The sequence below is a fragment of the Mucilaginibacter sp. P1_A3 genome, assembly GCF_056406855.1.
The window spans coordinates 104626-119793 of record NZ_JBFTZJ010000014.1; the positions used below are offsets into that span (position 1 = coordinate 104626).

Here is a 15168-nt window from a genome sequence, read left to right on the forward strand (position 1 = left end):
GGATTGCTTCGTACCTCGCAATGACGTGGTGTTGTTATTTTTTTTTTCCTCCTCCCCTTCAGGGGAGGCCGTGTGGGGCTAATTCTGCCCTACGCCATGGCAGTTTTTAAATTTTTTGCCACTACCGCAAGGGCAAGGATCATTACGACCTATCTTTTGCTCAACCCTTACAGGTGTAGCTTTCTGTTGGTCGCGAAAATCATCCATAGGGATACCGTTAACTTCGTTAACAAGCTCAGCTTTGGTGGTTTTCATTTTGCGCAAATCAAGCTTAGGCTCTGGTTTAGCTTCCCTGATCTCTTCAGCTTGTTGCTGAACCGGGATGCCTCCCCTGAAAAGGAAACTCACTATTTCTTTATTCACATTGGCCAACATGCCACGGAACAGTTCAAAAGCTTCAAATTTGTAAACCAACAGTGGATCCTTCTGCTCATAAACCGCGTTCTGTACAGATTGTTTTAACTCATCCATCTCGCGTAAATGCTCTTTCCAGGCATCATCAATCAGGTACAGGGTAACGTTCTTTTCAAAAGATTTGAACACTTCATGACCGTGGTTGTCAATCGCCTTTTTAAGCGGAACAGAAACCTGGATACCATGAATGCCATCGCTGAAAGGAACCACAATGTTTTCTACGTATTGGCCACGGGTATCATATACATCTTTTAATACAGGGTAAGCCTGTGCAGAAACGGCGTCGCCTTTACGTTTGTAAAAATCCATCACCGTTTGGAAGGTATGATCAACCAACGCGTTAATAGAGTTTGCAGCAAACTTATCAGCATCAATCTCCACATCAACAGAGAACAGGCGAATCATCTCTAAAGTGAAACCTTCGTAATTGTTGGCTTCTTTATATTCTGTGGTGATATCTTCAACCACATCAAAAATGGTATTGCTCAAATCAACATCCAAACGTTCGCCAAACAAAGCGTTTTTACGTTTAGTGTAAACAACGGTACGCTGTGAGTTCATCACATCATCATACTCCAGCAAACGTTTACGAATACCAAAGTTATTCTCTTCTACTTTTTTCTGCGCGCGTTCAATAGATTTAGAAATCATGGAGTGCTGAATAACTTCGCCCTCCTCAATACCCATACGTACCATCAGGTTCGAGATCCGCTCTGATCCAAATAAACGCATCAGGTTATCCTCCAACGATACAAAGAACTGTGAAGAACCCGGATCACCCTGCCTACCGGCACGACCACGTAACTGCCTGTCAACACGGCGCGACTCATGGCGCTCCGTACCTACAATGGCCAAACCACCGGCTGCCTGAACTCCGGCACCCAATTTAATATCCGTACCACGACCAGCCATGTTAGTGGCAATAGTTACTGTACCCGACTGACCAGCTTCGGCCACAATATCGGCCTCCTTCTGGTGCATTTTCGCATTCAGTACGTTATGTTTAATGCCGCGCAGTTTAAGCATACGGCTCAATAATTCAGAAATTTCTACCGATGTAGTACCCACCAGTACCGGACGACCGGCCTGTGTTAATTTTACAATCTCATCGGCAACAGCATTATATTTTTCGCGGATGGTACGGTATACCAAATCCTGCCTGTCTTCGCGGCTTGCAGGGGTATTGGTTGGTATCTCTACCACATCCAGCTTGTATATTTCCCAAAACTCACCGGCTTCTGTAACGGCAGTACCCGTCATACCACAAAGCTTGTGGTACATCCTGAAGTAGTTTTGCAGGGTAACAGTCGCGAATGTTTGTGTTGCATCCTCAACCTTTACATTTTCTTTAGCCTCAATAGCCTGGTGTAAACCATCAGAGTAACGGCGGCCATCCAATACACGGCCTGTTTGCTCATCTACAATTTTCACTTTGCCTTCGTCCAAAATGTATTCGGTATCCTTTTCAAATAAGGTATAAGCCTTCAACAATTGGTTAACAGAGTGGATACGTTCAGATTTGATAGAGAAATCACGCATCAGTTCATCCTTGCGGGCAATTTTCTCTTCGGTGCTCAGGTTTGATTTTTCGATCTCGGCAATTTCGGTACCTACATCAGGCATTACAAAAAAGTGAGGATCCTCGCCAGATGAAGTAATCAATTCGATACCCTTTTCGGCCAGTTCAACCTGGTTGTTTTTTTCGTCGATAACAAAAAACAGCTCAGCATCTACCTTAGGCATATCCTTACCCTGATCCTGCATGTAGTGATTCTCTACCTTTTGCAGGGTGCTCCTGTTACCGCCTTCACTTAAAAATTTAATAAGCGCTTTGCTTTTAGGTAAACCCCTGTAAGCACGCAATAATGCTAAACCACCGCCGTCAACATCGGCATTACCGTCGTTAATCGCTTTTTTGGCTTCATTCAATACGCTGTTTACATAAGCTTTTTGCGCGTTAACCAAACGCTCTATGCGTGGTTTCAACTCATAAAACTCATGCTCATCGCCACGTGGGATAGGACCAGATATAATTAAAGGTGTACGGGCATCATCAATTAAAACTGAATCGACCTCATCCACCATTGCATAGTGTAGTTTACGCTGAACAAGTTCTTCTGGACTACGTGTCATATTGTCACGCAGGTAATCAAAACCAAACTCGTTGTTAGTGCCAAAAGTAATATCGGCAAGGTAAGCGGCACGGCGTTCCTCAGAATTTGGCTCATGTTTATCAATACAATCAACAGATAAACCATGAAACTCATATAAAGGCCCCATCCACTCACTATCCCTGAGGGCCAGGTAATCATTCACAGTTACAATGTGTACACCCTGACCAGCCAGGGCATTAAGGTATGCAGGCAGCGTGGCTACCAGCGTTTTACCTTCACCCGTTGCCATTTCAGATATCTTACCCTGGTGCAAAACGATACCACCTATAAGCTGTACATCGTAATGAACCATATTCCAGGTCATTTCATTACCGGCAGCAAGCCAGGTATTATGATGAATGGCTTTATCGCCTTTGATCAACACATTATTTTTTCGCGCGGCAAGGTTACGATCAAACTCTGTTGCGGTAACTTCAATGGTTTTATTTTCAGAAAAACGCCTGGCAGTTTCTTTTACAACGGCAAAGGCTTCTGGTAATATATTGATCAATATATCTTCAAGTTCCTTATTACGGTCTTTTTCCAGCTTATCAAGTTGAGTATATAGCTCAACTTTATCGGCAACATCCATGTCAAGCTCGTTTTCTGTACGATCTTTTATGGCTTGGATCTCGCTATCAATGCCAGAAAGGCCTTCGGCGATAGTTTGTTTAAAACCTATTGTTTTAGCTCTAAGCTCATCATTACTGATGGTACCGAGTTTTGCAAATTCAGCCTTTACTTTTTCAACTATCGGCTTAATACTTTTTACATCCCGTTCTGATTTGCTTCCAAAAAGCTTACTGATAAAATCTAACATATTATTTTGATATAACCCTTCAAACTCAATAATTACGCCATAGCGACAATTAGAGTCATATTGACAGGCAAATGTACGGTTTTAGTTTTGAGTTTTAAGGGAAAACAAGGTGTTTTAGGTGATGATTGGCTGCGGGGAGCGGGCTTTGAGGTGATGATATTTTGTCTGACCCGGAATTTGTCGAATTACAGAATTATTTAGTTTTCTTTCTGAAGCTGAATATTCAACGTTCAAATAATTCTGTAAATTCCTTAATTCGATAAATTCAGGTTCAGATACTATCTAATAATGCCGTCACATCTATCTTATCCTGCGCCAACTGTACTTTCAGTTCATCCAGCGACGCAAACTTCACGTCGCCCCGCACATAATGATGAAACTCCATTTTTATAGCCTGATTGTAAATCTCTTTGTCAAAATCGAAGATATTTACCTCAATATTGTGGGTAAGGCCATTTACGGTTGGGCGGCTGCCTATATATGCCATGCCTTTATAGCGTTGGCCTGCAACAAGTACCGTTACTGCAAAGATGCCATCTGATGGGATGAGCTTATATTTCTCTTCTACTACGATATTTGCTGTTGGATACCCTATCTGCCTGCCTAACTGGTCGCCGCGGATAACGGTACCTGTTATAAAAAAGGGATAACCTAAAAAGGTATTGGCAAGATCAATCTGGCCCTTTAAAAGAGCAGCCCTGATACGGGTTGAGCTGATGGCAACTTCATCGATATCCTGCTCGGGGATCTCCTCTACGTCAAATCCGTAAACCGGACCAAGTTTAAGCAGATCTTCCAGGCCGCCCTGCCTGTCTTTACCAAAACGGTGATCGTAACCTATTACTATCTTTTTTGTACCGATTTTGCTCACCAGTACATCACGAATATAACCCTCTGCGGTTTGATTGCTAAAATCTCTTGAAAACGGGGTGATGATTAAATGATCGACACCTAATTGCTCCATCAGCTGGGCCTTTTCGGTAATGGTGGTTATTAGCTTAATGCTTTCATCCTCGGGATGCAATATCATCCGCGGATGTGGAAAGAAGGTAAGAATAACGGTTTCGCCTTTGATCTCGTCGGCAAGCTCCTTTATACCTGCAATAATTTTACGGTGCCCAATATGTACCCCATCAAAGGTACCAATGGTAACAACCGCATTTTTTATAGCTGTAAATTCGTCAATATTGTTGTATATCCTCATTTTATGAGTAAAAACACAAATTTAGTTTTTTAGTTCACCTGGCTATGCCAGGCAGCATATTTTGACCCCGAAATGGTTTAATGATCAACCCTGATCTGCAACCGGCTCGGCGGGAGCTTTTAAAGTCCTGATCATATTCACCAGTTCCATCACCTCCCAGGCATCTTCTACCTTATAATTACCGCTCCGTGTACGTCTTAATTTTGATAAATATGCCCCGTTATTTAAAGTCGCGCCAAAATCATTAACCAGCGACCGGATATAAGTACCCTTGCTGCATACTACCCTAAAATCAATTTCGGGTAACTCAATGCGGGTTAGTTCAAACTCGCTAATGGTTACACTGCGCAGGCGCAGTTCAACTTCTTCGCCACGACGGGCCTTTTCATATAACCGCTCACCATCAATTTTTATAGCAGAATGCGCCGGCGGATATTGTTGAATATCACCTGTAAACTGTTCGCAGTTATTACGCAGCTGTTGTTCGGTAAGTTGGCTGATGTCGAATTTATTATCCGGTTCGGTTTCCATATCATATGATGGCGTGGTTGCACCAAGCACCATGGTTCCGGTATACTCCTTTTCTTCGGCCTGGAAAGTGTCAATCTGTTTGGTCATTTTACCGGTGCAAATGATAAGCAAACCGGTAGCCAGCGGATCAAGCGTGCCCGCATGACCTACTTTTAATTTAAGCGGCTTAAACGAATTACGGATTTTGCCCACTACATCAAAGCTCGTCCAGCTATAAGGCTTATTAACCAGCAAAAGCTGACCTTCGGCAAATTCCTGTATATTATTGTAGGTGTTCTTCAATTATTGCTATTAAAGCTGCAAAGGTAGGGAAATTTTGAAAGGAAATATTCATGCCAACATTGCGAGGGATACGAAGCAATGACATCCATTGGTTAACCATACAGAAAATCGAAGTTTTTAAATCTTCGACCTGGGTTATAAAACTAACGCGTCATCACTGCTTTTCAAGGATTACCCTGTTGTATCAGTAATGACGCGTGTTTATTGAAGTTGAAAAATTTTGTGCCTATAATGTTTCCAGCTGGTGGCCGCTCACTATTAAACCGATGATCACGATGCCGATAACAATACGATACCAACCAAAGATAACAAAGCCCCTACGCTCCAAAAAAGTAATGAAAGTTTTAATAGCCAGCATAGCTACTACAAAAGCAATAACATTACCTATAACCAATAATTTAATTTCTTCGCCGGTAAAGGTGTGCCCTTCCTTGTAAAAATCATACAGCTTTTTACCTGTTGCTGCAAACATGGTGGGCACCGCCAAAAAGAATGAAAATTCAGCAGCAGCGGTACGGGTAAGTTTTTGCGACATACCACCAACAATGGTTGCTGCCGAGCGGGAGGTACCGGGAATCATGGCCAGGCATTGGAAAAAGCCAATTTTTAAAGCAGTTAAATAGCTGATGTCTTTCTCCTCTTTTACAGTCGGTTTATTAAACCATTTATCAACAAAAAGCAAAATAACACCACCAACTAATAAGGTAATACCTACAGTAAGGGCGCTCTCCAATAAAGCATCTATTTTTTTACTGAACAGCACGCCAAACACCGCTGCGGGTATAAATGCTACTAAAAGCTTGATGTAGAAATTAATAGTTTGAAAAAATCTTTTCCAGTACAATACTACCACCGATAATATGGCGCCTAACTGTACCGCGATAGTAAATAATTTAATAAAAGGATCTGTAGCTATGCCCATTATAGACGAAGCTATGATCATGTGCCCGGTTGATGACACCGGTAAAAATTCGGTTATTCCTTCAATTATAGCAAGTACAATTACATGTATAAGTTTTATAGTATCCATTGTTTTGGGGGAGTGATTGGATTAGGTGGATGGATTAAGTTGGAATAGTTATATAAGTGTATGTAAATTGGGTTAACCAAGCCAGGCATTGAAGGATAATACCATCAATCGCGCTCTTAATTAACCCAATCAAAAAAAAGACTTACTTTACTTCTGGCTTTTTTAATATCGCGTAAAAGCCTAATCCAAAACCAGCCAATACTACTATTGGAGCAATAACAATTTTGGTGGTACTGTAAATATCAGTAGTGCCAGACATTAACACAAAGCCGAAGGCTACTACCAATACACTGATAATTAAAAACTTGTAATTTCCTTTATCAAATATAAATTCAACCGGTGTGGTACTGGTAGTTTTAAGTGTTGGTTTAGCTGCCTGTGCCGATGATTTTAAAGGCGTAGTGGGTTTAAATTGCTGTGCCATTTTTTTAATTAGTGATTTATTGAATTGGTGAATTAGTGATTAAAACCATCCACCTCACATTTTTTTTAATTTTTAATTTTGACTTACCTATACAGGTCGTATATTTTTAAACGTAAAAACTTGTTAACCGCCAGGAATGTACTAAACGCGGATATAAATACCCCTACTCCAATAACGCCTAAAAATACGATACCAAATTCTGTATAATCCTGCAGGATCACTAAATCCGGTACTTCTTTGTAGGCCAGGTAAAGGGATCCAATGAGTATAATAATTGCTATTAAACCGCCCAGCAAACCATGCCAGATACCGTATAGCAAAAATGGCTTGCGGATAAATCCCTTTGTGGCGCCTACCAATTGCATCGATTTTATAAGGAACCTTTGTGAGTATATAGCCAACCTGATAGTATTATTAATAAGCGCTACCGAAAGCACCACAAAGATACCTGCAAAAACCAGGATGATCAAACTGATGGAAGTCAGGTTTTGATTCATCTGATCAACTAATGATTGCTGGTATTTTACCTCTTTAACCAAAGGGTTCTTTAACAGGTCGGCTTTAAATTTCTCAATGTCTTTGTTGTTAGCAAAATCAGCTTTCAGGTAAACATCCAGCGATTGTGAAAGTGGATTATACCCTAAAAACTTTACAAAATCCTCGCCCAGATCCTTTTGCAGGTTACGGGCAGCAAGTTCTTTACTTACGTATTGGGTTTGTTTAACAATAGGGTTACCATCCAATTGTTTCTGTAACTGCAGTACATCAGTTTCATGCGCTGCATCATCAACAAAAATGTTCAGCACAATATTTTCCTTAACATAGCGTGAAAGATTTTTGGCATGTACCAAAAGCAGGCCCAGCAAACCTATCATCAATAATACCATCGCAATACCAAATACCGTAGAAATATATATGGTTTTGGTTTTTTTTGCCGATGCACTTGCTTCAAATTCTTCCATGTTATTTAGATATGAGGAGTGAGATTTTAAGATTTGAGAACAAAAAAAACAGCCGCATTTTGTGGCTTGTCTTACATCTCACATCTAATATCTCACACCTGCTATTCGTGCGAAATTAAGAAACACGCCTTAAAGGTAAAAGTTTATTGCTTATAAATGTTGTTTAATGCGGTAATAGTATGCAGGTTTTAACATTTATTAACGTCTCGATCAGAATTTTTTGTCTGAATCCGGATTAATCCGACTCAGCTGATTCCCGGATTTGGTAGTTCATCGTCACGTCTGATGAATCCATTAATCGGCTAAATCCAGATTCAGAAAATAAACAATTCCCCAGCCATAACTGTTACATATTCATGAAAAAGCCAGCAAACGATAAAAGCAAACCATCACCTTCTGATACTCCAACCCGGCGGCCAAATGACAAGGGTGGTAAAAGCAAACTAAGAGAAGAAGACTTGGAATACAATGCCGATGAACCACACGGCGGCGACATTGCCAAAAAACACGAAAAAGAAGAGCAACCCGTTGAGTCGGTAACGGCTGTACCGAAGGAGTGATGGGGATTATGGGGTTCGGGTTACGGGGTTCGAGGTTCGGGTAAAAGCAACAAGTGCGAATAAATTCCTTATCCGGGCAACGCGCTACACGCAACTGATCAATTCGGGTAAAAGTTACCAGTAGGAATAAAACTTTTAACCGGACAACACGCAACTCGCAACTCAAATCACGCATCACGAACCACGCATCACGCAACGGATCATCGTGCTATTCCGGCCGAGTTAAACTGCAGATCATAGAGCTTTCGGTAATGGCCATTCTCTATTTTAAGCAATTCCTGGTGGGTGCCTGTTTCCATGATTTCCCCATGATCAAGCACAATGATCCTGTCGGCATTTTGAATTGTGGACAGGCGGTGCGCTATCACTATCGCAGTACGGCCCTGCATTAATTTATTAATGGCATTTTGTATCAGGATCTCTGTTTCGGTATCTACTGAAGATGTTGCCTCATCCAAAACCAAAATCGCGGGGTTGTATACCAGCGCCCTGATGAAGGAAATTAACTGCGATTGCCCTGCCGACAGCGTTGCTCCGCGCTCCATTACATTATAATCATACCCGCCAGGCAAACGTTCAATAAACTCATGCGCGCCTACATCCTTTGCGGCAGCAATAATTTGCTCACGGGTTATTGATGGATTGTTGAGGCTGATGTTATTGGCAATAGTATCGGTAAACAAAAATACATCCTGGATCACGGTAGCAATTTGCGAGCGTAAAAACTCTACCTCGTATTCGCGAATGTCATGTCCATCTACCTTAACATTCCCCTGCCCTATCTCATAAAAACGATTCAGAATATTTATGGTTGATGATTTACCGGCGCCTGTAGCACCTACCAGCGCCAAAGTTTCGCCGGGCTTTATGTGGAAACTGATATTTTTCAGCACCCAGTTTTCATCGTTATAAGCAAACCAAACTTTGTCAAAAACAATCTCACCTTTTAACCTGCCGGTTTTAAGTGTTCCGTTATCTGTGGCTACCTCATCAGTATCCAACACCTTGAAAATCCTATCAGCCCCTACCATACCCATTTGCAGGGTATTGAATTTATCGGCCAGCTGTCGTATTGGGCGAAAAAGCATATTCAGCAACACAATAAAGCCTGTAATTACACCGGGAGTAATACCTTTTTTTGACGCTGATAAAGCCGCCAGCTGATTGTCAGATAGCATCCGTTTACATCCATACCATACCAGTAAGCCAATACAAACGGCAAACAAGATCTCTACTACCGGGAAAAATATAGAGTAGTACCAGTTGGAGCGGATGTTGGCATCCCGGTACTTAAGGTTTACAGATTTAAACTTGCGCATCTCCTGATCCTCACGGGCAAATAGCTGAATGATACTGATCCCTGAAATATGCTCTGCCAGGAAAGTATTGAGCTGCGCTACCTGTGTGCGCACCTCCTGGAAAGAAGATTTAATAGCTTCCTTAAATACATAAGTTGATGCAAAAAGAAAAGGCATCGGAATAAGGGTAATCAGGGCCAGTTTCCAGTCCTGGTATAGCATAAAACCGATAACGGCAAATACCAGCAGCATATCTCCCATAATGGAGATGAGGCCTTCAGAAAATATATCGGCGATGGTTTCCAGGTCAGATACGGTACGGGTGATGAGCATCCCGATAGGTGTCCTGTCAAAATATTTTAAGCGTAAACTGGTGATATGGTTAAAAATATCAATCCGCAGATCGCGAATAACCGACTGGCCCAGCGCGTTGGTTAAGTAGGTTTGATAATACTGTGCCACAGTTTGGATAAGCAACTGTGCTATCATCAGGCCAACCATGAAAACCAGTCCGTTGTAATCATCATTTAGTATATCAACATCCAGCGTACGTTGAATCAGGATAGGCTGCAGCAAGGCGCTCACCGCCAAAAAAACGGTTAAAAATGCAGCCACCACAAACGTAGTGTTGTACGGCTTTACATAATGCATCACCCGTTTTAATAATTTCCAATCAAGCGCTTTACCGGTAACCTCGGACATATTATCAAATAGTTAGTATCAAGTCGTAAGTATCAAGTATCAAGACCTTAGCTTCGCAAATATCGAATAAAAAGTTTCAAGAGTATGTTAGCCAACTGTAATATCAAGCGCTCAAATATAATCGCAAGACATCTTGATACTTGATACTAACTACTTGCTACTAAATAAGGATACTTCACCTCCGTTAAATATAACCCGCAGGCCGGCACACTCATGCCGGCGTTTGAGCGGTTTTTACTTTCAATTATTCCCCTTACAGCTTCGGGACGTATTTCGCCTTTGCCTACCATCATCAGGGTGCCCACTATAGCCCTCACCATGTTGCGTAAAAATCTATCTGCCGAGATATGAAACACCATACCTTGTTCCGTCTTCACCCATTCGGCCCGGCTAATTTTGCAGTTATTGGTTTTCACCTGGGTGTTTGATTTACTAAAGCAGCTAAAATCAATATAATCCATGATCATGGCAGCGGCCTCGTTCATCAATTCCATATCGGGCACATCACGTAACTGCCACGAATACCCCCTCAAAAAAGGGTCCTTATTAAAATGGATATGATACTGGTATGATCTCAGTGTAGCATCAAACCGGGCATGAGCACCCTCATGAACCGGGATAATGTTTTTTATGCTGATATCTGCGGGTAAGATAGAATTAAGGCCCCGAACTTTTAGTCCATAGGATATAGTCAATAGTCCATTGCCATCGGTTTCGCTATGATCTATGGACAATGGACTATCGTCCTCCAGGTCAAAATGTGCAAAAAACTCCTTTGCATGTACACCTGTATCTGTGCGCCCGCACCCCGTTGTTTCCACAGGCTGGCGCAGAATAATGCCCAGGGCTTTGTTCAAAGCTTCCTGAACACTGTGCGCATTTTGCTGCACCTGCCAGCCATGATAGGCTGTGCCATCATAAGCCAGTTCAATAAAATAGCGTTGTTTATCTGCCACGCGCCAAAGTTAATTATTATGCCGGGCTCGTGCGTTCATAATTTGGTCAAAGTAATTATCAGCATTCAATTGAGACACTGGCGGGCAATATATTTACTCTGCCGATGGCTCGCTAATGTATTCCTTGTAAATGGTTTCAAACATCAGTTTATCTTCCATGGCCTGGTTAAATGGCTTATCTAAAAAAGTGTTGCTGTATCCAATAGCCTTGGCCAGGTTTTTTAAAACTTTAAAATAGGTTACCTCGATACCTTCAATTATTTGCAGGTAAAAAACAATAAAAACATCACGCTCCATTGGAGTTTTACCGGCTTTAATGGCCGATATGTAAGCCTCCAGGGTCATAGCTTTCATACCCAGCACACTTATTTTTGATTGATCTTCATTGATAGACTTAAATATGCCTTCTATATGCTGCAACTGAGCCAGGGCATCGTCACAGCAATCCTGTATGGCTTTTTTCAAATATTGTAAAGACGCAAGCGCTTTTATCTCCTCAAAAAAAACAACCAGGTGTTGTTTACCACAGTAAATACTGTTTAAATGTTCAAGAAATATTTTCTTTAGATGGGCATCTTCAAATTTTACCTCCTGTGGAGATAAATCGCTAATTGAGGTCATACAATAAAACGGTTAAATAGAAAATTAGTTTAAATATACTATAATAATTATCATTAAAAGCAAAATATTGCCGCCAATAAAAATGACTTAAGGCAATAGCTAAAACAACTATATTTGCCATTATAATTTTAATATCATGCTACAACGAATACAAAGCATTTACCTCTTATTTGCCAGCCTGGTGCTGTTTTCTCTATACTTTTTCCCGCTGGCTCATAACGTTTATGTTAATGATGTACCCGTAACTATTATGGTTACCGGAATTTTCCAGGACTTAGGCGGAGTACATAAAAATATCGAGACTTTTACCGCACTTACCGCTGTAACCGCTATTGTGGCGGTTATCCCCCTGGTTATCATTTTCCTATTTAAAAACCGCAAGCAACAAATAGCACTTTGCTATAGTGCCATGCTTGTATTATTTGGTTACAGTTTCTGGATGGCGCAAACCGTTAAGAATGCTGTGGGCGAAGGTGTTCAGCTGGGAACAAAAACAATGGGGATCGGTCTTTTTCTTACTTCTATAAGCATCGTGATGTTGCTATTAGCTATAAAAAGCATTAAAAGCGATGAGAAGCTGGTAAAATCGGCAGATAGGTTAAGGTAGTTTCCTGACCTTTACTGTTATATGATGCTTGCATTGTATAATGATACAGTGCGCACCTATTAAATTAAAAAGGCATGCTATAATGGCATGCCTTTTTTAATTTTTCACTAAACTTATGAATAATCAAAGCTCCCTTTTTTAAAGGGTAATTTGAAAAACGCTGTAACAACGTTTAAAATATGCTTGATGCGGTATGTTGCGTTCTTTTTAACCAGGGCAACACCATGTGCTTCCAGGTTCATGAAAGGCGTGGTAATAGTGCCGGTTTTTGATGATGTTGGCTGCGGGGTTGGCCTTTTCTCTATCACCACTATAGAATCATAATAGTGGATAGAATTTACCGAGCGGGTAAAATCATCAACCTTTAATGATTTCTCTACAGAATGATAAGCGTTTAGTTTATCAATAAAGTTTTTAGAGTACTCAATAAAACTGCCGCGCCTTTTGTGCCCACCTCCATATTTTAACCAGTATGAGGTATGAATATCCTCGCAAAGATAAACACCATCTGGCTTAACATGATTGAACAGCTCCTCGTATGATACAATTTGCTGTAGCATGGTATGGCCTCCGTCATCAATTAAAATATCAATCGGGGGGATCTCTTCTTTAACCTGTTTCAAGAAATTGCGGTCGGTTTGTGAGCCTATTAGTATTTTAATATTCTCTTCTTCAACGGCTTTACAGTTAGGGTTTATATCGATGCCGTAAATTTTCGCCTTATCGCCAAAATAGCTTTTCCACATTTGCAGACTACCACCATGCAGTGTGCCTATCTCCAGTATTACGATGTCTTTACCCCTGTATTTACTAAAATGACGCTCATAAACATCAAAGTAATGTGCCCATTTATATATTACGCGTTCGGTATTATTTTTAAAATATATTTCCAGATCATTCATTTCTGCTTCAATTATTGGGTTTAAACCTACATAAAAAAACCTGTTCACCAAAATCAGGTCAGATTATGAGTGTCTATAAACTTCAGCTATGGGACCACAATTATCCCTGAAATACACTAAGTAAGCACGTCTCTATTTCTAAAATCATCTATCACATATTATTCAAAATTGTTACCAATGTCCAATCTAACAGGTTTTATTCGGAGATAGATAGCGTACTTGTTAGCGTCAGATTAACGATAAATTTGGAAAACTATTACCTGGTTTATTCATTTGATAAAGTAAAGATTAGTGCGCATAAGCCTATTTTGAGCTGATCTTTCTGATTAGGTTACTATAGGTATCTGCAACAAAAATTTCCCCTTTAGCCGTTAAGACAATTCCGCCCGGGCTATTAAAACTTGCGGCAGCCGCTGGTCCATTATCAGCTCCACGCCATCCTGCAATACCTGCAACGGTAGTTACGTCACCCGAAGCAGATAGTTTTCTTATATCATTGTTACCAGTTTCAGCAAAATAAATATTCCCATCCGCATCAACTGCCAACCCACCTATGTTATTAAACTGGGCGTTTAATGCTTTTCCGTTAACAGCGCCTTTACTTCCGTTACCTGCAATAGTTGTTACATTACCGTCAATTGCAATCTTTCTGATCAAATCATTGCCTGTTTCGCTCACATATAAACTACCTTTATTATCTATTGCAATATGGCGAGGTAATTTAAAACTCGCGGCCGTTCCAAGGCCGTCTGTTTTACCTTGTGTAGCATTTCCCGCCAATGTGGTAACTAATCCGGTGGGCGTTATTTTTCTGATCCTTGAATTATTTTCATCGGCAACATATATATTATCATTTGTATCTGCCGTTAATCCACTCGGAGTATTAAACCTGGCTAAAGCGCCCATGCCGTCAGTCGTTCCCACCCCATCACCACCTGCAAAAAAAGTAAGCTCGCCAGCCTTTGATATTTTTAAAATATGATTACCGATATCTGATACGTAAAGATTCTCCTTAGAGTCTATAGTAATAGCAATTGGGTGTGCAACCCCGGCAGCAGTGCCAATACCTGTAATAGTTTCTACTTTGCCGGTCCCTACAAATACACTCGAAACCCCTGCAGGAGTAATTTTCCGGATAAAATTGTTATTAAAATCTGTTACGTAAAAATTGCCCGACTTATCTGCTACAATATCCTGCGGGTAATAATAACTTGTACTGGCGGCGTCGCCATTTGCTGATCCTTGAGCCCCGCTCCCGGAGAAGGTCGAAACAAATAAACCAGTTGGTACCGGATCAACCGGCTTTACAACTAATGGAGTTGATGATGGGTTACCTTTTTTACAACTTATAGCGTTTATTGCCAAAACTGTCAAAAATAAGTATGCTAAGGTGTAGGTTGATTTATAAGCAGTGCTCATATAGAATATTATTTTACGAATGTAAAATAAATAATCAATCCAGTAAACCCAGTCCTTCATCTTATTAAAATGCCGGCCTATTAAACGCCAAGCATTGACGTAACTACTAAAAAAGAGTTTATAATTTAAGAAACTGCGAACAAAATTATTCCTGAGTAACCGCTTGATTGAAGCTCGCCAAACCAACCTATTCAAGAAAACAAAATCTCGAGAACATTACAGAATTGATTTTTTTTGCATAGCTCAATCCTGTTGATGAGCAATAAAATAGCTTTCATGCACC

General features: G+C 40.8%; 13 protein-coding genes. 2 read left to right on the forward strand and 11 right to left on the reverse strand.

The window, feature by feature from the left end:
• Positions 1 to 78 precede the first annotated feature (78 nt).
• The 6 genes from secA to AC1D0K_RS26420 all read right to left on the reverse strand — a co-directional run bounded on the left by secA (position 79) and on the right by AC1D0K_RS26420 (position 7820).
• Positions 79 to 3387, reverse strand: a complete 3309-nt coding sequence (gene secA, locus AC1D0K_RS26395; protein WP_477395516.1) for a preprotein translocase subunit SecA — start codon at positions 3385 to 3387, stop codon at positions 79 to 81.
• A gap of 271 nt (positions 3388 to 3658) precedes the next feature.
• Positions 3659 to 4591, reverse strand: coding sequence for a bifunctional riboflavin kinase/FAD synthetase (locus tag AC1D0K_RS26400; protein WP_477395518.1), 933 nt, complete (start codon positions 4589 to 4591; stop codon positions 3659 to 3661).
• Between the two features lie 84 nt (positions 4592 to 4675).
• Entirely contained in the window at positions 4676 to 5404 is a 729-nt protein-coding gene (truB, locus tag AC1D0K_RS26405) for a tRNA pseudouridine(55) synthase TruB (RefSeq protein WP_477395520.1), read from the reverse strand.
• A 226-nt stretch (positions 5405 to 5630) separates the two neighbouring features.
• Positions 5631 to 6425 (reverse strand): undecaprenyl-diphosphate phosphatase, encoded by a 795-nt coding sequence (locus AC1D0K_RS26410; RefSeq protein WP_477395543.1) that lies wholly within the window; start codon positions 6423 to 6425, stop codon positions 5631 to 5633.
• A gap of 151 nt (positions 6426 to 6576) precedes the next feature.
• Positions 6577 to 6858: a DUF3098 domain-containing protein gene (locus AC1D0K_RS26415; protein WP_477395522.1), complete on the reverse strand. Its 282-nt coding sequence runs from the start codon at positions 6856 to 6858 to the stop codon at positions 6577 to 6579.
• A gap of 83 nt (positions 6859 to 6941) precedes the next feature.
• Positions 6942 to 7820 carry a cell division protein FtsX gene (locus AC1D0K_RS26420; protein WP_477395524.1) on the reverse strand — a complete coding sequence of 293 codons (879 nt, stop codon included), beginning with the start codon at positions 7818 to 7820 and terminating at the stop codon, positions 6942 to 6944.
• Positions 7821 to 8176: 356 nt separating this feature from the next.
• Between AC1D0K_RS26420 and AC1D0K_RS26425 the strand changes: the two genes are divergently transcribed.
• Positions 8177 to 8380 carry a hypothetical protein gene (locus AC1D0K_RS26425; RefSeq protein WP_477395526.1) on the forward strand — a complete coding sequence of 68 codons (204 nt, stop codon included), beginning with the start codon at positions 8177 to 8179 and terminating at the stop codon, positions 8378 to 8380.
• 200 nt (positions 8381 to 8580) lie between these two features.
• On the opposite strand, the gene AC1D0K_RS26430 is transcribed toward AC1D0K_RS26425, so the two are convergent.
• The 3 genes from AC1D0K_RS26430 to AC1D0K_RS26440 form a co-directional block, all read right to left on the reverse strand.
• Positions 8581 to 10380 carry an ABC transporter ATP-binding protein gene (locus tag AC1D0K_RS26430; RefSeq protein WP_477395528.1) on the reverse strand — a complete coding sequence of 600 codons (1800 nt, stop codon included), beginning with the start codon at positions 10378 to 10380 and terminating at the stop codon, positions 8581 to 8583.
• A gap of 146 nt (positions 10381 to 10526) precedes the next feature.
• Positions 10527 to 11336 (reverse strand): tRNA pseudouridine(38-40) synthase TruA, encoded by an 810-nt coding sequence (gene truA, locus AC1D0K_RS26435; RefSeq protein WP_477395530.1) that lies wholly within the window; start codon positions 11334 to 11336, stop codon positions 10527 to 10529.
• 93 nt (positions 11337 to 11429) lie between these two features.
• Positions 11430 to 11957, reverse strand: a complete 528-nt coding sequence (locus tag AC1D0K_RS26440; protein ID WP_477395532.1) for a DUF892 family protein — start codon at positions 11955 to 11957, stop codon at positions 11430 to 11432.
• 136 nt (positions 11958 to 12093) lie between these two features.
• Here AC1D0K_RS26440 and AC1D0K_RS26445 point away from each other — a divergent pair, with 136 nt between their 5' ends.
• Positions 12094 to 12564, forward strand: a complete 471-nt coding sequence (locus AC1D0K_RS26445; RefSeq protein WP_477395534.1) for a DUF4293 domain-containing protein — start codon at positions 12094 to 12096, stop codon at positions 12562 to 12564.
• 113 nt (positions 12565 to 12677) lie between these two features.
• Here AC1D0K_RS26445 and AC1D0K_RS26450 read toward each other — a convergent pair whose 3' ends face one another.
• On the reverse strand, positions 12678 to 13514 hold the full coding sequence (locus tag AC1D0K_RS26450) for a class I SAM-dependent methyltransferase (protein WP_295713519.1): 837 nt from the start codon (positions 13512 to 13514) through the stop codon (positions 12678 to 12680).
• A gap of 255 nt (positions 13515 to 13769) precedes the next feature.
• Complete coding sequence (locus AC1D0K_RS26455) at positions 13770 to 14885, reverse strand: NHL repeat-containing protein (protein WP_477395536.1); 1116 nt, start codon at positions 14883 to 14885, stop codon at positions 13770 to 13772.
• Positions 14886 to 15168: the final 283 nt, after the last annotated feature.

Coding starts and splice junctions, on each gene's coding strand:
- AC1D0K_RS26420 (WP_477395524.1), bottom strand. CDS start 7,820: ATGGAAGAATTTGAAGCAAGTGCATCGGCAAAAAAAACCAAAACCATA.
- AC1D0K_RS26400 (WP_477395518.1), bottom strand. CDS start 4,591: ATGAGGATATACAACAATATTGACGAATTTACAGCTATAAAAAATGCG.
- AC1D0K_RS26440 (WP_477395532.1), bottom strand. CDS start 11,957: ATGACCTCAATTAGCGATTTATCTCCACAGGAGGTAAAATTTGAAGAT.
- AC1D0K_RS26430 (WP_477395528.1), bottom strand. CDS start 10,380: ATGTCCGAGGTTACCGGTAAAGCGCTTGATTGGAAATTATTAAAACGG.
- AC1D0K_RS26415 (WP_477395522.1), bottom strand. CDS start 6,858: ATGGCACAGCAATTTAAACCCACTACGCCTTTAAAATCATCGGCACAG.
- secA (WP_477395516.1), bottom strand. CDS start 3,387: ATGTTAGATTTTATCAGTAAGCTTTTTGGAAGCAAATCAGAACGGGAT.
- AC1D0K_RS26455 (WP_477395536.1), bottom strand. CDS start 14,885: ATGAGCACTGCTTATAAATCAACCTACACCTTAGCATACTTATTTTTG.
- AC1D0K_RS26425 (WP_477395526.1), top strand. CDS start 8,177: ATGAAAAAGCCAGCAAACGATAAAAGCAAACCATCACCTTCTGATACT.
- AC1D0K_RS26445 (WP_477395534.1), top strand. CDS start 12,094: ATGCTACAACGAATACAAAGCATTTACCTCTTATTTGCCAGCCTGGTG.